Here is a 24,037-nt window from a genome sequence, read left to right on the forward strand (position 1 = left end):
GGCGGAAAAATGTGCATTACATCTAAATTTTGCGATCAAAAATACAACTTTTCTTGCGTGCTGAAGCAGAAAGCGCAAGACTTCTTGAAACGTTTCAGCGCTGTCGTGTTTCACTCAACGAAGCCCGTTAGCGCCTTTTTTCTCATGTAAGCTGAATCGTTTCAATTCAGCAGGAGAGGAGAACCATGTTCCAGTTATCCGTTCAGGACATTCATCCGGGCGAACAGGCCGGAGATAAACAAGAGGCCATTCGTCAGGTAGCCGCCGCGTTAGTACAGGCGGGCAACGTGGCGGAAGGCTATGTTGACGGCATGCTCGCGCGCGAGCAACAGACGTCTACCTTTCTCGGCAACGGGATCGCTATTCCTCATGGCACGACCGACACGCGTGACCAGGTGCTGAAAACCGGCGTACAGGTTTTTCAGTTTCCGCAGGGCGTCACCTGGGGGGAAGGTCAGGTTGCCTATGTGGCAATCGGTATCGCCGCCAGCTCCGACGAACACCTCGGACTGCTGCGTCAGCTGACGCATGTCCTTAGTGATGATTCCGTTGCTGAACAGCTGAAATCCGCCACCACCGCAGAGGAACTGCGCGCGCTGCTGATGGGAGAAAAACAGAGCGAACAACTGAAGCTGGACAACGACACGCTGTCGCTTGATGTGGCGGCCCAATCTCTGGTTACGCTCCAGGCGCTGAACGCAGCGCGGCTGAAAGAAGCGGGCGCCGTGGATGCGGCGTTTGTCGCCAAAGCCATCAACGAACTGCCGATGAACCTGGGACAAGGCGTCTGGCTGAGCGACAGCGCGGAAGGCAACCTGCGTAGCGCCGTTGCTGTCAGCCGTGCGGCGAAGGCCTTCGATGTTGGCGGCGAAAAAGCGTCGCTGCTGGTCACCGTTGCGATGGCTGACGATCAGCCGATGTCCGTGCTGAAGCGTCTGGGCGATCTGCTGCTAGACAATAAAGCTGACCGACTGCTGAACGCGGATGCGGCGACAGTGCTGGCCTTGCTGACCAGCGATGAGGCATTGACTGAGGATCTGCTGAGCGCAGAGTTTGTCGTGCGCAACGAACACGGGCTGCATGCCCGTCCGGGGACCATGCTGGTCAATACGATTAAACAATTTAGCAGTGAAATTACCGTGGCAAATCTTGATGGAACCGGCAAACCGGCTAATGGACGCAGTTTAATGAAAGTGGTAGCGCTGGGCGTGAAAAAAGGACACCGTCTGCGCTTTACCGCGCAGGGGGCAGATGCTGAACAGGCGCTGAAGGCGATAGGCGATGCTATCGCTGCCGGTCTTGGGGAGGGCGCGTAATGAGCAGACGCGTTGCCACTATCACTCTTAACCCGGCTTATGATCTGGTGGGCTTCTGCCCAGAAATTGAGCGCGGCGAAGTCAATCTGGTGAAAACGACCGGCCTGCACGCGGCGGGCAAGGGCATCAACGTCGCCAAGGTGCTGAAAGATCTGGGCATTGACGTCACCGTAGGCGGTTTCCTCGGCAAAGACAACCAGGACGGTTTTCAGCAGTTGTTCAGCGAACTGGGCATTGCTAACCGTTTTCAGGTGGTGCAGGGGCGTACCCGTATCAACGTCAAGCTGACGGAAAAAGATGGCGAAGTCACCGACTTTAACTTCTCTGGTTTCGACGTGACCCCTGCCGACTGGGAGCGTTTTGTTAACGATTCCCTGAGCTGGCTCGGTCAGTTCGATATGGTTTGCGTCAGCGGAAGCCTGCCGGCCGGCGTTAGCCCGGAAGCCTTTACCGACTGGATGACCCGCCTGCGCAGCCAGTGTCCGTGCATTATCTTTGATAGTAGTCGTGAAGCGCTGGTCGCGGGCCTGAAAGCGGCGCCGTGGCTGGTTAAACCGAACCGTCGCGAACTGGAGATCTGGGCAGGTCGCAAGCTGCCAGAGATGAAAGATGTGATCGAAGCCGCCCACGCCCTGCGTGAGCAGGGCATCGCACACGTGGTGATCTCCCTCGGGGAAGAAGGCGCCCTGTGGGTGAACGCGTCGGGCGAATGGATCGCCAGACCGCCTTCGGTGGACGTTGTGAGCACCGTGGGCGCAGGCGATTCGATGGTTGGCGGCCTGATCTATGGCCTGCTGATGCGCGAATCCAGCGAGCATACGCTGCGCCTGGCGACCGCTGTCGCCGCGCTGGCGGTTAGCCAAAGCAATGTCGGCATTACCGATCGTCCTCAGTTGGCCGCAATGATGGCGCGCGTCGACTTACAACCGTTTAACTGACAGCAGGAGAGGCATAATGAAAACGCTGCTGATTATTGACGCTAACCTCGGGCAGGCTCGCGCGTATATGGCGAAAACCTTGCTTGGCGCGGCGGCACAAAAAGCACATCTGGAGATTATCGATAACCCAAACGATGCTGAGCTGGCTATCGTCCTGGGCGACCGTATCCCGGAAGACAGCGCGCTGAACGGCAAAAAAGTCTGGCTGGGCGACATTGCCCGGGCGGTGGCGCATCCTGAACTGTTCCTGAGCGAAGCGAAAGGTCACGCAAAACCCTATAGCGCGCCAACCGCAACGACGGTGGCGCCTGCAACCAGCGGGCCGAAGCGCGTGGTGGCGGTCACCGCCTGTCCGACGGGCGTCGCCCATACTTTTATGGCGGCAGAAGCGATTGAAACCGAAGCGAAAAAACGCGGCTGGTGGGTGAAGGTCGAAACCCGCGGTTCGGTTGGCGCAGGCAATGCCATCACGCCGGAAGAAGTGGCTGAAGCGGATCTGGTGATTGTTGCGGCAGATATCGAAGTGGATCTGGCGAAGTTTGCCGGTAAGCCGATGTACCGTACTTCTACCGGGCTGGCCCTGAAGAAAACGGCACAGGAGCTGGACAAAGCGGTAGCGGAAGCGACGCCGTATCAACCAACGGCCAAAACGCAGTCTGCGGCGGCGGAAGGGAAGAAAGAGAGTGCTGGCGCTTACCGTCATCTGCTGACGGGCGTTTCCTATATGTTGCCGATGGTGGTGGCTGGCGGGCTGTGTATCGCGCTCTCCTTTGCCTTTGGTATAGAAGCGTTCAAAGTAGAAGGCACGCTGGCGGCAGCGCTGATGCAGATTGGCGGCGGCTCGGCGTTCGAGCTGATGGTGCCGGTTCTGGCGGGCTATATTGCCTTCTCGATTGCTGACCGTCCGGGTCTGACGCCGGGCCTTATCGGCGGTATGCTGGCTGTCAGCACCGGTTCTGGCTTTATCGGCGGGATTATCGCCGGTTTCCTTGCCGGGTATGTGGCGAAGGGGATCAGCACCCGGCTGAAACTGCCGCAGAGTATGGAAGCGCTGAAGCCGATCCTGATTATTCCGTTGATCTCCAGCCTGGTGGTGGGCCTGGCGATGATTTACCTCATCGGCAAACCCGTAGCCGGTATCCTGGAAGGTCTGACCCACTGGCTGCAAACCATGGGTACCGCGAATGCGGTACTGTTGGGCGCGATCCTCGGCGGGATGATGTGTACCGATATGGGGGGGCCGGTCAACAAAGCGGCATACGCGTTCGGCGTGGGTCTGCTCAGTACGCAAACCTACGCGCCAATGGCAGCGATAATGGCGGCAGGCATGGTGCCACCGCTGGCGCTGGGTCTGGCTACGCTGGTTGCGCGTCGTAAGTTTGATAAAGCGCAGCAGGAAGGCGGCAAAGCGGCGCTGGTGCTCGGCCTGTGCTTTATCACCGAAGGGGCGATTCCGTTCGCCGCGCGTGATCCCATGCGCGTTCTGCCGTGCTGTATCGTTGGCGGTGCGCTGACCGGCGCGATCTCCATGGCCGTCGGCGCGAAGCTGATGGCGCCGCACGGCGGCCTGTTTGTGCTGCTGATCCCTGGCGCTATCAGCCCGGTGTTGGGATACCTGCTGGCGATTGTCGCCGGTACGCTGGTGGCGGGGCTGGCCTATGCGTTCCTGAAACGTCCGGAAGCCGAGATCGCCGCGAAAGCGGTATAAACCGAATTACCTCAAGGGCAGAGAGATCTCTGCCCTTTTTTTATCTCTGTTTTGTGTTCTTCCTCTCAAGTTTTTCCTCCCTAATAAACTGTCACGATAAAAAATTGTGATTCTGTTCATATCTGTCACTTTTTGCACTTGTCAGCCCGTTTACTTTCGTCAAAAGAGGTTTACCATAAACACATGTTTGAATATGAACATGTGCTCAAATAGTTTTTACTAAGGCGAAGTCAGGCCTTACTCTCGCTATCGTAATGGTATTTTCTTACCAGAGGGCGTGCTATGCGCGAAAAGGAATACATAATTACCATTGGTTCCGCCAATATGGATGTCGCCGGATATTCGCATGCGTCATTAAATTATGCGGATTCGAATCCAGGGAAAATAAAATTCACGCCCGGCGGCGTAGGGCGCAATATCGCGCATAACCTTGCTTTATTGGGTAAGCACTCCTGGCTAATGACCGCGGTTGGCGAAGATTTTTACGGTCGCTCGTTGCTGGCGCAAACAAACCAGTCGGGTGTGCATGTTGACAAATGTTTGATCGTTCCCGGCGAAAATACGTCGAGTTATTTATCGCTGCTTGATAATACCGGTGAAATGCTGGTGGCGATAAATGACATGAGTATTACCGACCATATTTCCGCAGCGTTTCTTGCGCAGCATCGTGATTTTATCCACGGAGCGAAGGTGATTGTCGCCGACTGCAATATCAGTGAAGACGCGCTGGCGTGGCTGTTGGATAACGCCGGTGGGGTGCCGGTGTTTGTCGACCCGGTCTCGGCGTGGAAATGCGTCAAAATTCGCGACCGCCTGTCCCGTATTCATACCCTTAAACCCAATCGTCTGGAAGCCGAAACCCTGAGCGGTATTGCGCTTGCCGGACGTGATGATGTGGAAAACGTGGCCGCCTGGTTCCACGCGCGTGGGCTACATCGTCTGGTGCTGAGCATGGGTGGCGACGGGGTGTATTACAGCGAAAAACAGGGCGACAGCGGTTGGTCGCCACCGATTAAAACGCAGGTGATCAACGTCACCGGGGCGGGTGACGCCATGATGGCCGGACTTGCCGCCTGCTGGATGGAAGACATGCCATTAATGGATTCCATTCGATTTGCCCAGGGTTGTTCTGCTATGGCGCTGGCCAGTGAATATACCAATAACCCTGAATTATCCGTTGCGAACGTCAGAACTCTTGTGGAGAACACCGAATGTCTGAATTAACGATTTCCTCTGAATTATTACAAATTTCACCAGAAGTACAGGAAGCCTTAAATAACAAAAAACCTGTTGTTGCACTGGAGTCGACAATTATTTCTCACGGTATGCCTTTTCCACAAAATGCGCAAACCGCAATTGAGGTTGAAGAAACGATTCGTAAACACGGCGCCGTGCCGGCAACGATCGCCATTATTGGCGGCGTAATGAAAGTAGGACTGAGCAAAGACGAAATCGAATTATTAGGTCGCGAAGGACATAACGTCACAAAAGTCAGCCGTCGCGATTTACCTTTTGTGGTCGCCGCCGGAAAACATGGCGCTACGACCGTCGCCTCTACCATGATTATTGCCGCACTGGCCGGTATTCATGTTTTTGCCACTGGTGGAATTGGCGGCGTTCATCGCGGAGCTGAGCATACGTTTGATATTTCCGCCGATTTGCAGGAGCTGGCGCATACCAATGTGACAGTCGTGTGCGCGGGCGCAAAATCTATTCTCGACCTCGGCTTGACCACTGAATATTTAGAAACCTTCGGTGTACCGTTAATTGGTTATCAGACTACCGCGCTACCGGCGTTTTTCTGCCGCTCCAGTCCGTTTGAGGTCAGCATTCGCCTCGACAGCGCGAAAGAGATAGCCCGCGCGATGGCGGTGAAGTGGCAAGCCGGTCTGAACGGCGGTCTGGTGGTCGCTAACCCGATTCCGCACGCGTATGCGATGGCGGAAGAAAAAATCAATGCCGCCATTGACCAGGCGGTCCGGGAAGCCGAAGAGCAGGGCGTAGTGGGCAAAGAAAGCACGCCGTTCCTGCTGGCGCGCGTGGCGGAGCTGACCGGAGGCGACAGCCTGAAGTCGAATATTCAGCTGGTGTTCAATAACGCCGTTCTGGCCTGTGAGATTGCTAAAGAGTATCAGCGTCTCGCCTGATCACACACGGGCAGGATGCGGTCGCCCGAAATAACCAAAACCTGGCTTCGCGCCGGGTTTCCTGGCATGAAGGGAAATCATTATGGACATCATGAGAAGTCTCGTGGGTATGGCGGTACTGCTGGCGATCGCATACTTACTGTCAGTGAATAAAAAACGCATCAGTTTACGCACCGTGGGCGCAGCGCTGGTTTTGCAAATCGCCATTGGCGGTATCATGCTCTATTTTCCCCCCGGGAAATGGCTGGTGGAGCAGGCCGCGCTGGGTGTGCACAAGGTCATGTCTTACAGCGACGCGGGCAGCGCATTTATCTTTGGCTCTCTGGTTGGGCCAAAAATGGATGTGCTGTTTGACGGCGCAGGGTTTATTTTCGCCTTCCGCGTGCTGCCCGCCATTATCTTTGTCACCGCGCTGATCAGTCTGCTGTACTACATCGGCGTCATGGGCCTGTTGATCCGCATTCTGGGCGGTATTTTCCAGAAAGCGCTGAATATCAGCAAGATTGAGTCGTTTGTGGCGGTTACCACCATTTTCCTCGGGCAAAATGAGATCCCGGCGATTGTAAAGCCGTTTATCGATCGCCTTAACCGCAACGAACTGTTCACCGCAATCTGTAGCGGGATGGCCTCCATTGCCGGTTCGATGATGATTGGCTACGCCGGAATGGGCGTACCGATTGATTATCTGTTGGCGGCATCGTTAATGGCGATCCCCGGAGGGATCCTGTTCGCCCGTATTCTCAGTCCGGCAACGGAAGAATCCCGGGTTAGCTTTGAGAATCTTTCATTCACCGAGACGCCGCCCAAAAGTATTATTGAGGCCGCCGCCAGCGGCGCAATGACCGGACTGAAAATTGCCGCCGGGGTGGCGACGGTCGTGATGGCGTTTGTGGCGATAATCGCGCTGATTAACGGCATTATCGGCGGCATCAGCGGCTGGGCGGGTTTTGGTCCGGCAACGCTGGAGGGCATTTTCGGCTACATTCTTGCACCGCTGGCGTGGATTATGGGCGTTGACTGGAGCGATGCGACGCTGGCCGGCAGCCTGATCGGGCAGAAGCTGGCGATCAATGAGTTTGTCGCGTATCTGAACTTCTCGCCATATTTGCAGGCCGGGAGCACGCTGGATGTGAAAACCATCGCCATTATCTCTTTCGCGCTCTGCGGGTTTGCTAACTTTGGCTCGATTGGCGTGGTTGTCGGGGCGTTTTCGGCCATTTCTCCCCAGCGCGCGCCGGAGATTGCGCAGTTAGGTATGCGGGCGCTGGCGGCGGCCACACTCTCTAACCTGATGAGCGCGACAATCGCCGGGTTCTTTATCGGGCTGGCGTAGCGAACAGAGCCGGACAGCAACGCTTCGCGTCCTGTCCGGCCAGAAAGAAGCACCGCGCCATCAGGCGCTGTGCTCTAACAAATACGCGGCGTTATCGGCAGACAGGGTAGGATTGTTGATGCTGACGCTGGCGCGCGAAAGCGCCGCACAGGCCATAGCAAACTGCGCGCTTTCGCGGAAATCGTTGCCCTCAAGGAAGCTGTAAATCAGCCCGGCCATAAAACCGTCATCAGCGCCGAAGCTGTCGACGACCGTGTGCGCAGGCGGTGTGAGCAGGAACTGCTCGCCGTCTTTCTGGCTGCAAAATACCGACTCATCTTCCAGACAGACGAAAATCTGCTGAACGCCCTGTTGATGCAGCGCATTAACGGCGGCAATCCGATCCGCTTCGTTGTGAACAGGGTGGCCCCACAATATTTCCAGCTCTTTTTGCGTGGGTTTCAGCGTATGAATGCGCGTGAACCAGGTTTTCACTTTTGTGGCCTTAAACTCTGACACCGTATCGATAAACACCGGAATATCGTCGGCCGCCGTAAAGACCCACTCAATGGCTTCCGGGGTCAGGTTGCAATCGGCAAGCACCACGCCGGAATGGCGGATTAAGTCGCGGGAACTGTTCAGCAACTGCGGCGTCAGCTGTTGCAGGATATGGGTATCGTTTATCGCCAGCACCGTCTCTTCCTGCTGGTTGGCAATGGAGAGATAGGTGGAGGTGTTATGCCCGTGCAACCGGATACAGCTGGAAATATTCACCCCAGCCTGGCGCGTTTGCTCCAGCAGCGTTTCACCGTAAAAATCACTGCCGACGGCGGAAATCAGATGCACGTCGCGCCCTAACAGCGCGAGGTTATGGGCGATATTGCGCCCCACGCCGCCCGCGGAGCACTGGATGCTGCCGGGATTTGACGCCGCCTGGGGATAATGGATATCCGCCACGCCGCGAATATCCATGTTGATCGCCCCGACCACCACACAGTACGCCTGCTCGGTGAGGATATACCCTTTGCCTTTAATCACCCCTTTTCGCATTAAATCCATGATATGCGCGGCAACGCGGGAGCGGCTGATCTGCAGGATATCCGCGATTTCATTTTGCTGAATCAGAGGATTGCGGCGCAGGATTTTAAGGATCTGTTTTTCCCTGTCGTTCATGACAACGCTTCCGCCTGTTCAGTTTGCTGCGCCTTTAGCCAGGCGATCTCCTCGGCCCAGATATCCGGGTTGATGGTTTCAAGGATCAGCGGAATGCCGTCAAAGCGCGGATCCTGCATGATCCAGCGGAACGCATCGTGGCCAATGTTGCCTTCCCCTAAGCTATGATGGCGGTCAACGCGGCTGCCGAAGGCGCTTTTCGCATCGTTAAGGTGCATGCCGCGCAAATAGCGAAAGCCGACGATTCGCTCAAATTCGGCGAAGGTTTTCTCGCACGCGTCTGCGGAACGTAAATCGTAGCCTGCCGCGAAAGCGTGACAGGTGTCGATGCATACCCCGACGCGTGACTTGTCTTCCACGCCATCGATAATCGCCGCGAGGTGTTCAAATTTAAACCCGAGGTTGCTGCCCTGACCGGCGGTATTTTCAATGACCGCGGTCACGCCATCGGTACGCGAGAGGGCGATGTTGATTGACTCGGCAATCTTTGCCAGACACGCCTCTTCCGCAATCTGCTGGAGATGGCTGCCCGGGTGGAAGTTCAGTAGCGACAACCCCAACTGCTCGCAGCGCTGCATTTCATCGAGAAACGCGTCGCGGGATTTTTCCAGCGCGTCGCTGACCGGGTGACCGAGATTAATCAGATAGCTGTCGTGCGGCAGAATTTGCGCGGAGGTGTAGTGGTACTTCTCGCAGGCGGCTTTGAAGTCATCAATGATTTGCGCGGTAAGCGGGGCGGCGCGCCACTGGCGCTGATTCTTGGTAAATAAAGCAAAGGCCGTCGCGTCGATTTCTGCGGCGCGAATCGCGGCATTTGCCAGGCCGCCAGCCGCGCTGACGTGCGCTCCGATGTATTTCATAAGGGACTCCTGTTAACCCGCCTACGCAACCATGATAAAACGTAAAGGACGTTGCGTATCTGATAAAGACAATCTCCAATCATAACGGGTTAACAGGGGGGGAATGTAGCAGTTTATGCAATAACGTGATGAACCAGGATGTTAATCACGCCGCCGCCTACAATCAGCCAGGCAAACAGCACCAGCGCCATCAGCAGCGGCTTCGCTCCCGCTTTTTTCAGCGCGCTCACGTGGGTGGTAAGCCCCAGCGCCGCCATCGCCATCGCCAGCAGTACCGTGTCCAGCGTGATCAACATATCGACCACCGCCTTCGGTAACAGGTGGAACGAGTTGAAAATCGCCACCACGATGAACAGAATCGCAAACCATGGAATGGTAATTTTGCTTTTTTCCGCACCGCTTGCCGGGGAAAGCTGTTTTACCCGCGCCGCCAGGAAAATCAGGAACGGCGCCAGCATCATCACGCGCAGCATTTTAGCAATCACCGCCGCGTTTTCCGCATCCGGATTAATTGCATGTCCGGCGGCAACCACCTGCGCCACTTCATGCATGGTTGACCCTATGTAAATGCCGTAGGTTTCCGGGCTGAACCAGTGCGCCAGCAGCGGATACATCGCCGGGTAGAGGAAGATCGCCAGCGTACCGAAGATCACCACCGTCGCCACCGCAACCGTCACTTTGCTCGCTTCTGCCTTGACGACAGGTTCGGTCGCCAGTACGGCGGCCGCGCCGCAGATACTGCTGCCCGCGCCAATCAACCAACTGGTATGACGGTCCAGACCAAAGACCTTCTGCCCGAGGAAGCAGGCCAGCATAAAGGTGCTGGAAAGGGTCAGAATATCGATCAGGATCCCACTTACCCCGACGTCGGCAATTTGCGCGAAGGTCAGGCGAAAGCCGTAGAGAATGATCCCCAGACGTAACAGATGCTGCTTGGCAAACAGCACGCCGCCGTCACAACTTTTCCAGATGTGCGGGTATACGGTGTTACCTATCACCATGCCCAACAGAATAGCTAAGGTGAGGGCGCTGAACCCGGCCCCCGCTACGGCGGGAATGGAACCACCCCACAGGGCCACCCCGGTAATCACTGCACTCAGGGCGAGCCCCGGAATAAAATGCCACACAGTACGACGATGATTCGTTAAGGTGAGTTCTGTCATAACCTTCTCCTTTATCTGGGCAAAAGATTACGGCGATCTGGTTTAAAAATAAAATTGATTATATATTTATAATTAATCTTTATAAGTGGTAAGCGACCATGCACATCACCCTGCGACAACTGGAAGTATTCACCGAAGTTTTAAAAAGCGGCTCGACAACCCAGGCATCGGTGATGCTGGCGCTGTCGCAATCGGCGGTCAGCGCGGCGCTCACCGACCTGGAAGGACAGCTTGGCGTTCAGCTATTTGACCGGGTGGGAAAGCGGCTGGTGGTGAACGAACACGGGCGATTGTTGTACCCACGGGCGCTGGCGCTGCTGGAGCAGGCCTCGGAAATTGAACAACTGTTTCGCGAAGATAACGGCGCTCTTCGGGTCTATGCGAGCAGCACCATTGGTAACTATATTCTTCCTGCGGTTATTGCCCGTTATCGTCATGACTTCCCGGATTTACCGCTGGAGCTGAGCGTGGGTAACAGTCAGGATGTGATCACCGCGGTGCTCGATTTTCGCGTCGATATCGGCCTGATCGAAGGGCCATGTCACAGTACGGAAATCATTTCGGAGCCGTGGCTTGAGGATGAGCTGGTGGTGTTTGCCGCGCCCTCTTCGCCGCTGGCGCAAAAACCGGTGACGCTGGAGCAGCTTGCCGCCGCCCCCTGGATCTTGCGCGAACGGGGTTCCGGCACGCGGGAAATCGTGGACTACCTGCTGTTGTCGCATTTACCCAAATTTGAAATGGCGATGGAGCTGGGAAATTCGGAAGCCATTAAGCACGCCGTACGCCACGGACTGGGCATCAGTTGCCTGTCGCGGCGGGTGATTGAAGAACAGTTGCACGCCGGCACGCTGAGCGAAGTAGCGGTACCGCTGCCGCGGCTGGTGCGTACCCTGTGGCGCATTCACCATCGCCAGAAACACCTGTCAAACGCGCTGCTGCGCTTTTTACGCTACTGCGAATAACTTCCGCAAGCGGGAGGCGGTCTCTCCTCTATCCGACATCCTCTTCGCGTCCTTAACGAACCGGGACGCGAAATCGTCCTGTCCGGCCTACACTTTAGTGCTTTACTTATAATCCGCGGCCAGTCATGAAGGTCTCTTATAACTGCGCATTTGTGCCGGAAGGATGGCGTTTCGTCTGCTACAATCGCGCCTCATTTTTTGGATGGACAGCATTTTCACATGGTTTCCAAAACTAAAACCACAGAAGCGCCCGCGCTACGTCGCGAACTGAAGGCGCGCCACCTGACGATGATCGCCATCGGCGGCTCTATCGGTACGGGGCTTTTCGTTGCATCTGGCGCAACCATTTCAGCAGCGGGTCCAGGCGGCGCGCTGTTTTCCTATATCCTGATTGGCCTGATGGTCTACTTCCTGATGACCAGTCTTGGCGAACTGGCGGCGTATATGCCGGTTTCAGGTTCGTTTGCCACCTATGGCCAGAACTATGTTGAAGAAGGCTTTGGCTTTGCGCTGGGCTGGAACTACTGGTACAACTGGGCGGTGACGATCGCTGTTGACCTGGTCGCCGCGCAACTGGTGATGAGCTGGTGGTTCCCGGACACGCCCGGCTGGATCTGGAGCGCGCTGTTCCTTGGGGTGATTTTCCTGTTGAACTACATCTCGGTACGCGGGTTTGGTGAAGCGGAATACTGGTTCTCGCTGATCAAAGTGGCGACGGTAATCATCTTTATCATCGTGGGCCTCATGATGATTGTCGGTATTTTCAAAGGCACGCAGCCGGTGGGCTGGAGCAACTGGACAACCGGCGATGCGCCGTTTGCGGGCGGCTTTGCGGCGATGATCGGCGTGGCGATGATTGTCGGCTTCTCCTTCCAGGGGACTGAGCTTATCGGTATCGCCGCCGGTGAGTCTGAAGATCCGGAAAAAAACATTCCGCGCGCGGTACGTCAGGTGTTCTGGCGAATCCTGTTGTTCTACGTCTTCGCGATCCTGATTATCAGCCTGATCATTCCGTATACCGATCCGAGCCTGCTGCGTAACGATGTGAAAGACATCAGCGTCAGTCCGTTCACGCTGGTGTTCCAGCATGCGGGTCTGCTTTCGGCGGCGGCGGTAATGAATGCGGTGATCCTGACGGCGGTACTGTCGGCGGGTAACTCCGGGATGTATGCGTCAACCCGTATGCTTTACACCCTGGCCTGCGACGGTAAAGCGCCGCGTATTTTCGCGAAGCTGTCCCGCGGCGGGGTACCGCGTAACGCGCTGTATGCCACCACCGTGATTGCCGGTCTGTGCTTCCTGACCTCCATGTTCGGAAACCAGACGGTCTATTTGTGGTTGCTCAACACCTCGGGGATGACCGGTTTTATCGCCTGGCTGGGGATTGCGATCAGCCATTATCGCTTCCGTCGCGGCTATGTTATGCAGGGCAACGATATTAACGACCTGCCGTATCGTTCAGGCTTCTTCCCGCTGGGACCCATCTTCGCTTTTGTGCTGTGCCTGATCATTACGCTCGGCCAGAACTACGAAGCATTCCTGAAAGACACCATTGACTGGGGCGGCGTCGCGGCAACCTACATCGGTATCCCGCTGTTCCTGATTATCTGGTTTGGCTACAAGCTGGTAAAAGGCTCTCGTTTTGTTCGCTACAGCGAAATGCAGTTCCCCGAACGCCTGAAGAAACCGCGCTAAGCGCTTACCTGTAGGCTGGAAAAGACCGTTGCGTCGCCTTCCGGCAAACAAAAAACCCCGACATAAATCATGCCGGGGTTTTTTTATGCTCTCAGCCTCAGAAGTTATACGTCAGCCCCACCGTATAGCGACGGCCATCCAGTACCGTGTCATACGTGTCGTAATCGATCTGTTTATCCAGAACGTTATACACCCCGGCGGTCACCAGCAGGTTTTTATTCGCGTTATAGCGCAGGCCAACATCCACCTGGGTATACGACGGCGTGCCCTGCGACATCGAGGTTCGGCTCAGGTATTCAGAGGTTTTACCGCGGAAGTTCACCCGGCTCCAGAAACCCACGTCCTGTGTGGCCTGCCAGTCCAGCGTGGTGTTGAACATATGCTTAGGCATTTTGTTTAACGGCTTGCCAGAAAACTGTCCGCTCTTTTGTTCTGATTCGGTATAGGTATAGTTCGCCGTCCAGTTGATATCGGGGGTGATTTTCCAGCCGAAGGTGGATTCCACGCCGCGCATAGTGGCTTCATCAACGTTGACGCGATCGCTGACAAAATCATACTGGGTGCTGCCGATGGTGCAGGCCGGGTCGGCGCTACTGTTACAGCGGCGCACTTCGGTGATTTTATCTTTGAAATCGGTATTGAACAGGGTGACGCCTGCGTTAAGGTTTTCACCGTTATCCCACAGCAACGCCAGCTCTTCGCTCAGGCTTTTTTCCGGTTTCAGGTCCGGGTTGCCTACGATGATTCCGTTCAGACGGCCCCCGCCGGTGACTTGCCCCCAGCTTGCAGAGGACTGACGCAGATCCGGAGCGCGATAGCCCGCAGATACACCGCCCTTCAACGTCCATTGATCGTTCAGATGCCAGACGCCGTAACCGCGCGGTGTCCAGTTATCGCCGTAGTTTTCGTCTTTATCCATCCGAATGCCGCCAGTCAGCGTGAAGCTGTCGGTCATCGCCCATTCGTCTTCCGCAAACAGCGCCCAGCTCCAGCGGGTGAGTTTGTTCAGACCGTCTGCCGCTTCCAGTTGGTTGCCGTTGTCCGTCAGTTTTTCATAGCGATACTGGCCGCCCAGCGTCAGCGTATGCGCCCCGAGGAAAATCTGGTTCTGGTTATTGAAGATGGTGTTATAGGACTTCATCTCACGGCCAGGATTGTTGGTTTCTTCCTGCTGGATGTAGCTGGTGCTGTTGACGTCTTCATAGTAGCCGCTGTGAGTCAATGAATATGTCGTATGCTCATAGCGGTTTTCGCTTTTGCTGTTCGGCTTGCAGGTGCCATTGCGGCAGGTTTCCGCCGCCATGGATTTACCCGGCGTACTGTTGCGATCCTGAAGCTCGCGGGCAATATCAAAATCGAAATCGTTTTTATCGTCTGGCGTGAAGTTCAGAGTCAGGCCGCCGTTGCGCAGGCGCTGTTCATTATAGCCGTTGACGATCTGGTCTTCCGCGCGGCGAGAGAGCAGGCCGGTCACTTTCGCCCCCAGCAGGCCGTCGATCAGCGGACCGGAGGCATAGGCGTTGGTCTGGAACAGATCGCCGGAATCACTGTCTTCCTGGAAGGTGGCGTCGCCATGCAGCGAGCCGCTCCAGCCTTTAGTGTTGGAGACTTTTTTGGTGATCACGTTAATCACGCCGCCCATGGCATCGGAACCGTACAGCGAGGACATCGGGCCGCGAATCACTTCGATACGTTCGATAGACTCCAGCGGCGGCAGCCAGCCTTGTTCGATACCGGAATTGTCGCTGTTCGGGCGGGTTCCGCGGGTGCTAATGCGTTTGCCGTTGACGAGGAACAGCGTGTACTGCGACGCCATCCCGCGGATGCTGATGTCGCTGCTGCTTCCGCCGCCGGTGACCACGACACCGGGGACGTCTTTCAGCGCATCGGTCACGTCGCGATACGCTTTATCTTCAAGTTGCTGTTTGGTGATAACCGAAATCGACGCAGGCGCGTTCTGAATTTTCTGCTCAAATCCGGTTGCTGTCACCACAACGGTATCCTGATCGGCAGCCTGAACGAGCGATGGGAGGCATGCCGCGCCGACGGCGACAGCGAGAGCCTTAACGTGAGGTATGGTCATTTTGTCATTCCATTAAACGAGTAAAATCCGCTTGTCATGTAAAAGGCCATGACAACTGTATGTATTTGTCTTTTAAGGACTCTTTGCGGTAAAGAAGCGGAAGAATTGTACAAAATAATCAATATTTGTAAACACAAATGATAATTGAAATCATTTGTGTTTAGTTGATTTATAAAGAAAAAGCTTGCAAGTCAACAGGATACGTAAACGTAAATGTGACGAAAAAATGAAGAAAAAAAGGAGATATGACGGAAAAATTGGAGAGGCGCGGCAAGCCCGATAAACAGGAGAGGGCGCGTGCCCCCACCGACGTTGTGCCCGGCGACAGAGCCGGGCATGCGCATTATTTCATCAGATGTTCGGCGTGGAACCGCAGATGATCCTCTATAAAGGAGGCGATAAAGTAATAGCTGTGATCGTAGCCCGGCTGAATACGCAGTGTCATGGGCCACGCGGTCTGCCGGGCGGCTTCCGCCAGAACGGCAGGCTGGAGCTGATCGGCGAGGAACTGATCGCTGTCGCCCTGATCGATAAGCGTCGGTATGGCCTCTTCCGGCTTGCTGGCATACATCAGCGCGCAGCTGTCCCATTGTGCCCAGTCGGCTTTATCCTCACCCAGATAAGCGGAAAAAGCTTTTTCGCCCCAGGGCACGCGACAGGGGTTAACGATCGGCGCAAAGGCGGAAACGCTGGTATATTTGCCGGGGTTCTTTAACGCCAGTACCAACGCGCCGTGTCCGCCCATTGAATGGCCGCTGATCGCACAGCGATCGCTGACGTTGAATTGCGCCTGGATCAGCGCAGGCAGCTCGTCGCGAATATAGTCGTACATGCGGAAATGCGCGGCCCAGGGCTGCTGCGTGGCATTGAGGTAGAAACCGGCGCCCTGGCCGAGATCGTAACCGTCATCGTTGGCGACCGCGTCACCGCGCGGGCTGGTGTCCGGCATGACCAGTACCATCCCCAGTTCTGCGGCAATCCGCTGCGCGCCCGCTTTGGTGGTAAAGTTTTCGTCATTACAGGTTAAGCCCGAGAGCCAGTACAGGACCGGAGGCGGCGTGTTGTCGCGGGGCGGCGGAAGAAAAATGCTGAACGTCATTGTACAGTTCAGCGTGGTGGAGTCGTGTCGCCAGCGTTGCTGCCAACCTTCAAAACAGCGGTGCTCCTCAAGCATTTCCATGCGTGGCTCCTTGTTATGTGATCGGAATGTGTTCGCAAACGCCCCATAATACAGATAATTCATGGTGCTGTGAGTAACTTTCACTTCCGCATTCAGCAAAGATGCCTCATCATTTGCACAACGTATAATTAACAGATTTCCGCAGTCTGTTCTGACGGCGGAACGAAAGGCAACGACGATTTCAATAATTATCGTTGTGAATACTGGATTATGTGCACGGCCTCACGCACAATAATCGGGCTGTCACACAGCCGACAAACTTTGCCCCACGCAGGGCAGAGGCGCCACACCTGCAGGAGAAAAATTGATGTCATCACTGAGTAAAGAAGCGGCTCTGGTACATGAAGCGCTGGTCGCGCGAGGGCTGGAAACACCGTTGCGCCCGCCCGTGCATGAGATGGATAACGAAACGCGCAAACGTCTTATCGCCGGCCATATGACCGAAATTATGCAGCTGCTTAATCTCGACCTGAGCGATGACAGCCTGATGGAAACGCCGCATCGCATTGCGAAAATGTATGTCGATGAAATTTTCTCTGGTCTGGATTACGCCAACTTCCCGAAAATTACCGTCATAGAAAACAAAATGAAGGTGGATGAAATGGTGACGGTGCGCGATATCACGCTGACCAGTACCTGTGAGCACCATTTTGTGACTATCGACGGTAAAGCGACGGTCGCCTATATCCCGAAAGATTCGGTGATCGGCCTGTCAAAAATCAATCGCATCGTGCAGTTCTTCGCACAGCGTCCGCAGGTGCAGGAGCGCTTAACCCAGCAGATCCTGACCGCCTTACAGACCCTGCTCGGCACGAACAATGTCGCGGTATCGATTGATGCTGTGCATTATTGCGTGAAAGCGCGCGGTATCCGCGATGCGACCAGCGCCACCACCACCACTTCGCTCGGCGGTCTGTTCAAGTCCAGCCAGAATACGCGTCAGGAATTCTTGCGCGCAGTGCGTCACCATAACTGATCGGGGCAGAGGCTATGGCGCGAAATGTCACGCTGGATGTTGTTCGTGGCGTCGCCGTTCTGGGCATTCTGCTTCTGAATATCAGCGCCTTTGGTTTACCAAAGGCGGCTTACCTTAATCCTGCCTGGTATGGCGAGATTACCGCGCAGGATGCCTGGACCTGGGCTGTACTCGATGTGTTCGCCCAGGCCAAATTCCTCACGCTTTTTGCCTTGTTGTTTGGAGCGGGACTGCAAATGCTGCTGCCGCGCGGAAAACGCTGGATCCAGGCGCGACTGACCCTGCTGGCTTTGCTGGGTTTTTTGCATGCCCTGTTGTTCTGGGATGGCGATATTTTGCTGGCTTATGGCCTGGTCGGGCTGATTTGCTGGCGGCTGGTGCGCGATGCGCCTTCGGTAAAAAGCCTGATGAATACGGGCATTCTGCTGTATCTGGTCGGTATTGGCGTATTACTGCTGCTCGGCGCGATCTCTGACAGCCAAACCAGTCGCGCGTGGACGCCAGACGACGCGGCGCTTCTGTATGAAAAATACTGGAAGGTGAACGGGGGTATGGAAGCCATCAGCAACCGGGTTGACGCGTTGTCTAACAGTCTGCTGGCGCTGGGCGCGCAGTATGGCTGGCAACTGGCCGGGATGATGCTGGTCGGGGCATCGCTGATGCGCAGCGGTTGGCTGAAAGGGCAGTATAGCCTTGCCCACTATCGACGCACCGGTTTCCTGCTGATTGCCGTTGGCCTGCTGATTAATCTGCCTGCCGTGGTTGCGCAGTGGCAACTGGCGTGGAGCTACCGTTGGTGCGCGTTTTTGTTACAAGCGCCGCGCGAGCTGAGCGCGCCGTTACAGACGATCGGCTATGCCGCGCTGCTGTTCGGCTACTGGCCGCAGCTAAGTCGTCTAAAACTCGTATTTGCCATCGCCTGCGTTGGGCGGATGGCGCTGACCAACTACCTGCTACAAACGCTCCTCTGTACCACGCTGTTTTATCAGTTTGGCTTATTTATGCAGTTTGACCGTAGCACGCTATTGCTGTTCGTCATCCCCGTCTGGCTGGTAAACCTGCTGTTCTCGGTTTTCTGGTTGCGCTTCCTGCCGCAGGGGCCGGTAGAATGGGTATGGCGTCAGTTAACCCTGCGGGCATCAGGAGCGCGCATCTCTCATACATCCGGATAACGATCTGGATCACAATCATTAACAAAACGGATGTAAGCGCTTTCATCCCTGTGACCTTACTCACGTAGCGCTTTTCCTACCGCTGACAAAATAGCCGCCAGTTGTGCAGTGAACCACTGCATTGTCAAACAGGGTAGTGAATATGATCACCATACGTGATGTGGCGCGTCAGGCTGGCGTATCCGTGGCGACGGTTTCCCGGGTTTTAAACAACAGCGCGCTGGTCAGTCCCGATACGCGCGAGGCGGTAATGAAAGCGGTGACGCTGCTGGGCTATCGCCCCAACGCCAATGCGCAGGCGCTGGCGACGCAGGTGAGTGAAACCATTGGCGTGGTGGTGATGGATGTCTCTGATGCCTTTTTTGGCGCACTGGTGAAAGCGGTCGATATGGTCGCCCAACAGCATCAGAAATATGTCCTGATCGGCAACAGCTATCATGAGGCGGAAAAAGAGCGGCATGCGATTGAAGTGCTGATCCGTCAGCGATGTAACGCGCTGATCGTCCATTCAAAGGCGCTGAGCGATCGTGAACTGGGCGAATTTATGGATCAAATCCCCGGCATGGTGCTGATTAACCGTATCGTGCCTGGCTATGCTCATCGCTGCGTCTGCCTGGACAACATCAGCGGCGCGAAAATGGCGACCCGGATGCTGCTGAACAACGGTCACCAGCGGATTGGTTATTTGGCCTCCAGCCACGGTATTGAAGATGACGATATGCGCAGGGAAGGGTGGCTGAGCGCGCTTGGCGAGCAGGGGATAACGCCGCCGGAAAGCTGGACAGGCGTGGGCTCGCCGGACATGCAGGGCGGGGAGTCTGCAATGGTCGAACTACTGGGGCGCAACCTGCAACTGACCGCCGTCTTCGCCTATAACGACAGCATGGCCGCCGGCGCGCTGACGGCACTCAAGGATAACGGCATTGCCATCCCGCTGCATCTTTCGATCATTGGTTTCGATGATATTCCCATTGCCCGTTACACCGATCCACAACTGACAACGGTGCGTTATCCCATCGCGTCGATGGCGAAACTGGCAACCGAGCTGGCATTACAGGGCGCGGCGGGGACGCTGGACGCAACGGCGACCCACTGTTTTATGCCGACGCTGGTCAGGCGACATTCCGTCGCCGCCCGGCAGAATGCGGTGGTGATCACTAACTCATGACGTCGGTAGATGTAACCGTTTTCAATATGTGAGTAAATTCACAGTATATTAACATTGCCGTCGCTATGATGGCACCGCTTAGCGCAGTGTAACTACGATGTAACCGTGAGTAATCACTTTTAACGAATGAAAGCTGCTTTAAGCAAAATTAAAACCTATTTCTGGAGCGTTACCGGGCAAGGAAGAACGATTTTTTAAAAAGAGCCTCGGCGTTCAATTAACACTTCATTAACGTTATGTCCCGCCGGGCATTTATCTGAAGCACTACCCTGCATAATAAAACCGGAGTTACCATGAATAAGAAGGTGTTGACCCTTTCTGCTGTAATGGCAGGCATGTTGTTCGGCGCGGCTGCGCACGCCGCGGATACTCGCATCGGTGTGACAATCTATAAATATGACGATAACTTTATGTCCGTGGTGCGTAAGGCTATCGAAGCAGACGCGAAAGCGGCGCCGGACGTCCAGTTGCTGATGAACGACTCGCAAAACGACCAGTCCAAACAGAACGATCAGATAGACGTCCTGCTGGCGAAGGGGGTGAAAGCGCTGGCGATCAACCTGGTCGACCCGGCGGCGGCTGGCACCGTTATTGAAAAAGCCCGCGGCCAGAACGTGCCGGTGGTTTTCTTCAACAAAGAACCTTCCCGTAAAGCGCTGGACAGTTATGACAAAGCCTATTACGTCGGCACTGACTCCAAAGAATCCGGTATTATCCAGGGCGATCTGATCGCGAAACACTGGGCGGCGAATCAGGGCTGGGATCTGAATAAAGACGGTCAGATTCAGTTCGTACTGCTGAAAGGCGAGCCGGGTCACCCGGACGCGGAAGCGCGTACCACTTATGTGGCTAAAGAATTGAACGACAAAGGCATCAAGACCGAACAGCTTCAGTTAGATACCGCCATGTGGGATACCGCTCAGGCGAAAGACAAAATGGACGCGTGGTTGTCCGGCCCGAACGCTAACAAAATTGAAGTGGTTATCGCTAACAACGATGCGATGGCAATGGGGGCGGTAGAAGCGCTGAAAGCGCACAACAAAACCAGCATTCCGGTCTTTGGCGTGGATGCGCTGCCAGAAGCGCTGGCGCTGGTGAAATCCGGAGCGATGGCCGGTACTGTGCTGAATGACGCCAACAACCAGGCGAAAGCGACATTCGATCTGGCGAAAAACCTGGCGGATGGTAAAGGCGCCGCAGACGGCACCAGCTGGAAAATTGAAAACAAAATTGTGCGCGTTCCTTACGTGGGCGTAGATAAAGATAACCTGGCCGAGTTCTCCAAAAAGTAAGACTGTTGGGCGCGATCGCGCCCTTTAATCACGCACTCTGCGAGGCCGACAAGGTATAATTATGGTCAGCACAACGACACCGTCCTCAGGCGAATACTTGTTGGAAATGAGCGGTATCAACAAGTCTTTTCCCGGCGTTAAGGCACTTGATAATGTTAATTTAAAAGTCCGTCCACACTCTATTCATGCATTGATGGGAGAAAACGGCGCGGGGAAATCGACACTATTGAAATGTCTTTTTGGCATCTATCAAAAAGATTCTGGCAGCATATTATTTCAGGGGAAAGAGATCGATTTCCATTCAGCGAAAGAAGCGCTGGAAAACGGTATTTCAATGGTTCATCAGGAATTAAACCTGGTATTACAACGCTCCGTGATGGACAACATGTGGCTCGGGCGTTATCCCACCAAAGGCATGTTTGTCGATCAGGACAAAATGTATCGCGACACAAAAGCGATATTTGACGAACTGGATATTGATATCGACCCGCGGGCGCGCGTCGGGACGCTTTCCGTTTCGCAAATGCAGATGATCGAAATTGCCAAGGCGTTTTCCTATAACGCCAAAATCGTCATCATGGATGAGCCGACTTCGTCGTTAACCGAAAAAGAGGTTAATCATCTGTTTACGATTATTCGTAAGCTGAAAGAACGCGGCTGCGGCATTGTATATATCTCGCATAAAATGGAAGAGATTTTCCAGCTCTGCGATGAGGTCACGGTGCTGCGCGACGGCCAGTGGATTGCCACTCAGCCGCTCGAAGGGCTGGATATGGACAAGATCATCGCCATGATGGTTGGACGCTCGCTGAACCAGCGTTTCCCGGATAAAGAGAACAAACCCGGCGAAGTGATACTGGAAGTGCGTAATCTGACGTCGCTGCGCCAGCCGTCGATTCGTGACGTCTCTTTTGATCTGCATAAAGGTGAAATTCTCGGTATTGCCGGGCTGGTAGGCGCAAAACGTACCGACATCGTCGAAACGCTGTTTGGTATTCGTGAGAAATCTTCCGGCACCATTACCCTGCACGGCAAAAAAATCAATAACCATAATGCGAACGAAGCCATCAACCACGGCTTTGCGTTGGTTACCGAGGAGCGACGCTCTACCGGTATTTATGCCTATCTGGATATTGGGTTTAATTCCTTAATCTCCAATATCCATAATTATAAAAACAAGGTCGGTCTGTTAGACAATTCGCGGATGAAAAGCGACACCCAGTGGGTTATTGACTCCATGCGGGTAAAAACCCCTGGCCACCGCACGCAAATTGGTTCGCTTTCCGGAGGCAACCAGCAGAAAGTGATTATTGGTCGCTGGCTGCTGACCCAGCCGGAGATATTAATGCTCGACGAACCCACGCGTGGGATTGACGTTGGCGCCAAATTTGAAATCTATCAGTTAATTGCGGAACTGGCCAAAAAAGGAAAAGGGATCATCATTATCTCCTCCGAAATGCCGGAATTGTTAGGGATAACCGATCGTATTCTGGTCATGAGCAACGGACTTGTGTCTGGAATTGTTGATACTAAAACGACCACGCAAAATGAAATTTTGCGTCTTGCGTCTTTGCACCTTTAAGATCAGGGGCTCCTCATGAGTGCGTTAAATAAGAAAAGTTTTCTCACTTATCTGAAAGAGGGCGGTATTTACGTCGTTCTTTTAGTTTTACTGGCAATTATTATTTTTCAGGATCCCACGTTCTTAAGTCTGCTTAACCTGAGTAACATTCTGACTCAGTCCTCGGTGCGCATTATTATCGCCCTCGGTGTGGCGGGGCTGATCGTCACCCAGGGGACAGACCTGTCAGCCGGGCGTCAGGTCGGGCTGGCGGCGGTGGTTGCGGCAACACTATTGCAGTCGATGGAGAACGCCAATAAGGTCTTTCCGGAAATGGCGACCATGCCGATTGCGCTGGTGATCCTGATTGTCTGCGCTATTGGCGCGATTATCGGCCTGATCAACGGCATCATTATCGCCTATCTGAACGTGACGCCGTTTATTACCACGCTGGGTACGATGATTATCGTGTACGGTATTAACTCCCTGTATTACGACTTCGTTGGGGCATCGCCGATTTCCGGCTTTGACAGCGGTTTCTCGACCTTCGCGCAGGGCTTTATCGCGTTAGGCAGCTTCCGGCTTTCCTATATCACGTTCTACGCACTGATCGCCGTGGCGTTCGTGTGGGTGTTGTGGAACAAAACCCGCTTCGGTAAAAACATTTTCGCTATCGGCGGCAACCCGGAAGCGGCGAAAGTGTCTGGCGTCAACGTCGCGCTGAACCTGCTGATGATCTATGCCCTCTCCGGCGTGTTCTACGCGTTTGGCGGTTTGCTGGAAGCGGGGCGTATCGGCTCCGCCACCAACAACCTCGGCTTTATGTATGAACTGGATGCGATTGCCGCGTGTGTCGTAGGCGGCGTATCGTTTAGCGGCGGCGTTGGGACGGTGTTGGGCGTGGTGACCGGGGTCATTATCTTTACGGTTATCAACTACGGCCTGACCTATATCGGCGTTAACCCGTACTGGCAGTACATTATCAAGGGCGGCATTATCATTTTCGCCGTTGCGCTGGACTCCCTGAAGTACGCACGTAAGAAGTAACCGGCAGGACAAAAAAACCGGCGCAGAGCCTCTGCGCCGGTTTTTTATTTAAAGAACACTAACCAGACGCCGACAACCAGCGCGCCAACGGCAACGCCAAAATAGGCGATAACGTAGCTCCAGTAGACGCCCGGCTGTCCGGTCCGCTGAATGATAAGTGGCGTCTGCGAGCCTTTTACCGTTTTTTCAACACTGCCTGCGCGTAGCGCTTTGAGCCCTTCACGAAAGGTCCACAGGACGATCATCAGTACGCCAATGACGATAAAAATCGTTTTATCTTCCAT

20 protein-coding genes are annotated in these 24,037 nt (G+C 54.9%); 14 read left to right on the forward strand and 6 right to left on the reverse strand.

Going from position 1 to position 24,037, the window contains the following annotated elements:
• Positions 1-185: 185 nt before the first annotated feature.
• From fruB to HVX72_RS07545, 6 genes are all read left to right on the forward strand, one after another.
• The gene (gene fruB / locus HVX72_RS07520; protein ID WP_181822893.1) at positions 186-1,316 is read left to right on the forward strand and encodes a fused PTS fructose transporter subunit IIA/HPr protein; all 1,131 of its coding nucleotides are present in this window, start codon (positions 186-188) and stop codon (positions 1,314-1,316) included.
• Entirely contained in the window at positions 1,316-2,254 is a 939-nt protein-coding gene (gene fruK, locus HVX72_RS07525) for a 1-phosphofructokinase (RefSeq protein ID WP_042284532.1), read from the forward strand. Before fruB ends, fruK begins: the two co-directional genes overlap by 1 nt.
• Before the next feature lie 16 nt (positions 2,255-2,270).
• On the forward strand, positions 2,271-3,962 hold the full coding sequence (gene fruA / locus HVX72_RS07530) for a PTS fructose transporter subunit IIBC (RefSeq protein WP_181822894.1): 1,692 nt from the start codon (positions 2,271-2,273) through the stop codon (positions 3,960-3,962).
• Between the two features lie 282 nt (positions 3,963-4,244).
• Complete coding sequence (locus tag HVX72_RS07535) at positions 4,245-5,186, forward strand: pseudouridine kinase (protein WP_060569323.1); 942 nt, start codon at positions 4,245-4,247, stop codon at positions 5,184-5,186.
• Positions 5,174-6,109, forward strand: coding sequence for a pseudouridine-5'-phosphate glycosidase (locus HVX72_RS07540; protein ID WP_181822895.1), 936 nt, complete (start codon positions 5,174-5,176; stop codon positions 6,107-6,109). The genes HVX72_RS07535 and HVX72_RS07540 overlap by 13 nt, the downstream gene beginning before the upstream one ends.
• Positions 6,110-6,191: 82 nt before the next feature.
• The gene (locus HVX72_RS07545; RefSeq protein ID WP_181822896.1) at positions 6,192-7,442 is read left to right on the forward strand and encodes a NupC/NupG family nucleoside CNT transporter; all 1,251 of its coding nucleotides are present in this window, start codon (positions 6,192-6,194) and stop codon (positions 7,440-7,442) included.
• A 60-nt stretch (positions 7,443-7,502) separates the two neighbouring features.
• Here HVX72_RS07545 and HVX72_RS07550 read toward each other — a convergent pair whose 3' ends face one another.
• From HVX72_RS07550 to HVX72_RS07560, 3 genes are all read right to left on the reverse strand, one after another.
• On the reverse strand, positions 7,503-8,594 hold the full coding sequence (locus tag HVX72_RS07550) for a sugar kinase (RefSeq protein ID WP_181822897.1): 1,092 nt from the start codon (positions 8,592-8,594) through the stop codon (positions 7,503-7,505).
• A complete protein-coding gene (gene nfo / locus HVX72_RS07555; protein ID WP_060569319.1) occupies positions 8,591-9,454 on the reverse strand; it encodes a deoxyribonuclease IV in 864 nt (287 codons plus the stop codon). Before nfo ends, HVX72_RS07550 begins: the two co-directional genes overlap by 4 nt.
• A gap of 113 nt (positions 9,455-9,567) precedes the next feature.
• A complete protein-coding gene (locus HVX72_RS07560; RefSeq protein WP_042284519.1) occupies positions 9,568-10,617 on the reverse strand; it encodes a YeiH family protein in 1,050 nt (349 codons plus the stop codon).
• A 98-nt stretch (positions 10,618-10,715) separates the two neighbouring features.
• On the opposite strand from HVX72_RS07560, the gene yieE reads away from it, so the two are divergent.
• Positions 10,716-11,579, forward strand: coding sequence for a DNA-binding transcriptional regulator YeiE (yieE, locus tag HVX72_RS07565; protein ID WP_042284517.1), 864 nt, complete (start codon positions 10,716-10,718; stop codon positions 11,577-11,579).
• A 219-nt stretch (positions 11,580-11,798) separates the two neighbouring features.
• The gene (lysP, locus tag HVX72_RS07570; RefSeq protein ID WP_181822898.1) at positions 11,799-13,274 is read left to right on the forward strand and encodes a lysine-specific permease; all 1,476 of its coding nucleotides are present in this window, start codon (positions 11,799-11,801) and stop codon (positions 13,272-13,274) included.
• A gap of 97 nt (positions 13,275-13,371) precedes the next feature.
• On the opposite strand, the gene HVX72_RS07575 is transcribed toward lysP, so the two are convergent.
• Positions 13,372-15,357: a ligand-gated channel protein gene (locus tag HVX72_RS07575; RefSeq protein ID WP_042284512.1), complete on the reverse strand. Its 1,986-nt coding sequence runs from the start codon at positions 15,355-15,357 to the stop codon at positions 13,372-13,374.
• Positions 15,358-15,700: 343 nt separating this feature from the next.
• Positions 15,701-16,537, reverse strand: coding sequence for an S-formylglutathione hydrolase (fghA, locus tag HVX72_RS07580; RefSeq protein WP_042284510.1), 837 nt, complete (start codon positions 16,535-16,537; stop codon positions 15,701-15,703).
• Between the two features lie 307 nt (positions 16,538-16,844).
• Here fghA and folE point away from each other — a divergent pair, with 307 nt between their 5' ends.
• The 6 genes from folE (at position 16,845) to mglC (ending at position 23,753) form a co-directional block, all read left to right on the forward strand.
• Positions 16,845-17,513 carry a GTP cyclohydrolase I FolE gene (folE, locus tag HVX72_RS07585; protein ID WP_042284508.1) on the forward strand — a complete coding sequence of 223 codons (669 nt, stop codon included), beginning with the start codon at positions 16,845-16,847 and terminating at the stop codon, positions 17,511-17,513.
• A 14-nt stretch (positions 17,514-17,527) separates the two neighbouring features.
• Complete coding sequence (yeiB, locus tag HVX72_RS07590; protein ID WP_181822899.1) at positions 17,528-18,685, forward strand: DUF418 domain-containing protein YeiB; 1,158 nt, start codon at positions 17,528-17,530, stop codon at positions 18,683-18,685.
• A 142-nt stretch (positions 18,686-18,827) separates the two neighbouring features.
• Positions 18,828-19,853, forward strand: a complete 1,026-nt coding sequence (gene galS / locus HVX72_RS07595) for an HTH-type transcriptional regulator GalS (protein ID WP_042284501.1) — start codon at positions 18,828-18,830, stop codon at positions 19,851-19,853.
• Between the two features lie 293 nt (positions 19,854-20,146).
• Complete coding sequence (gene mglB, locus HVX72_RS07600; RefSeq protein WP_181822900.1) at positions 20,147-21,145, forward strand: galactose/glucose ABC transporter substrate-binding protein MglB; 999 nt, start codon at positions 20,147-20,149, stop codon at positions 21,143-21,145.
• A 61-nt stretch (positions 21,146-21,206) separates the two neighbouring features.
• On the forward strand, positions 21,207-22,727 hold the full coding sequence (gene mglA / locus HVX72_RS07605; protein WP_181822901.1) for a galactose/methyl galactoside ABC transporter ATP-binding protein MglA: 1,521 nt from the start codon (positions 21,207-21,209) through the stop codon (positions 22,725-22,727).
• Between the two features lie 15 nt (positions 22,728-22,742).
• Positions 22,743-23,753 (forward strand): galactose/methyl galactoside ABC transporter permease MglC, encoded by a 1,011-nt coding sequence (mglC, locus tag HVX72_RS07610; protein ID WP_042284495.1) that lies wholly within the window; start codon positions 22,743-22,745, stop codon positions 23,751-23,753.
• 44 nt (positions 23,754-23,797) lie between these two features.
• Here mglC and HVX72_RS07615 read toward each other — a convergent pair whose 3' ends face one another.
• The gene (locus HVX72_RS07615) at positions 23,798-24,037 is read right to left on the reverse strand and encodes a DUF2542 family protein (RefSeq protein ID WP_042284493.1); all 240 of its coding nucleotides are present in this window, start codon (positions 24,035-24,037) and stop codon (positions 23,798-23,800) included.

Source organism: Citrobacter sp. RHB21-C05 (assembly GCF_013889015.1).
In the GTDB taxonomy this organism is placed as follows: domain Bacteria; phylum Pseudomonadota; class Gammaproteobacteria; order Enterobacterales; family Enterobacteriaceae; genus Citrobacter_A; species Citrobacter_A sedlakii.

Coding starts and splice junctions, on each gene's coding strand:
- nfo (WP_060569319.1), bottom strand. CDS start 9,454: ATGAAATACATCGGAGCGCACGTCAGCGCGGCTGGCGGCCTGGCAAAT.
- HVX72_RS07545 (WP_181822896.1), top strand. CDS start 6,192: ATGGACATCATGAGAAGTCTCGTGGGTATGGCGGTACTGCTGGCGATC.
- mglC (WP_042284495.1), top strand. CDS start 22,743: ATGAGTGCGTTAAATAAGAAAAGTTTTCTCACTTATCTGAAAGAGGGC.
- fruA (WP_181822894.1), top strand. CDS start 2,271: ATGAAAACGCTGCTGATTATTGACGCTAACCTCGGGCAGGCTCGCGCG.
- fruK (WP_042284532.1), top strand. CDS start 1,316: ATGAGCAGACGCGTTGCCACTATCACTCTTAACCCGGCTTATGATCTG.
- yeiB (WP_181822899.1), top strand. CDS start 17,528: ATGGCGCGAAATGTCACGCTGGATGTTGTTCGTGGCGTCGCCGTTCTG.
- lysP (WP_181822898.1), top strand. CDS start 11,799: ATGGTTTCCAAAACTAAAACCACAGAAGCGCCCGCGCTACGTCGCGAA.
- HVX72_RS07575 (WP_042284512.1), bottom strand. CDS start 15,357: ATGACCATACCTCACGTTAAGGCTCTCGCTGTCGCCGTCGGCGCGGCA.
- HVX72_RS07535 (WP_060569323.1), top strand. CDS start 4,245: ATGCGCGAAAAGGAATACATAATTACCATTGGTTCCGCCAATATGGAT.
- galS (WP_042284501.1), top strand. CDS start 18,828: ATGATCACCATACGTGATGTGGCGCGTCAGGCTGGCGTATCCGTGGCG.
- fruB (WP_181822893.1), top strand. CDS start 186: ATGTTCCAGTTATCCGTTCAGGACATTCATCCGGGCGAACAGGCCGGA.
- HVX72_RS07615 (WP_042284493.1), bottom strand. CDS start 24,037: ATGGAAGATAAAACGATTTTTATCGTCATTGGCGTACTGATGATCGTC.
- folE (WP_042284508.1), top strand. CDS start 16,845: ATGTCATCACTGAGTAAAGAAGCGGCTCTGGTACATGAAGCGCTGGTC.
- mglA (WP_181822901.1), top strand. CDS start 21,207: ATGGTCAGCACAACGACACCGTCCTCAGGCGAATACTTGTTGGAAATG.
- HVX72_RS07560 (WP_042284519.1), bottom strand. CDS start 10,617: ATGACAGAACTCACCTTAACGAATCATCGTCGTACTGTGTGGCATTTT.
- mglB (WP_181822900.1), top strand. CDS start 20,147: ATGAATAAGAAGGTGTTGACCCTTTCTGCTGTAATGGCAGGCATGTTG.
- yieE (WP_042284517.1), top strand. CDS start 10,716: ATGCACATCACCCTGCGACAACTGGAAGTATTCACCGAAGTTTTAAAA.
- fghA (WP_042284510.1), bottom strand. CDS start 16,537: ATGGAAATGCTTGAGGAGCACCGCTGTTTTGAAGGTTGGCAGCAACGC.
- HVX72_RS07540 (WP_181822895.1), top strand. CDS start 5,174: ATGTCTGAATTAACGATTTCCTCTGAATTATTACAAATTTCACCAGAA.
- HVX72_RS07550 (WP_181822897.1), bottom strand. CDS start 8,594: ATGAACGACAGGGAAAAACAGATCCTTAAAATCCTGCGCCGCAATCCT.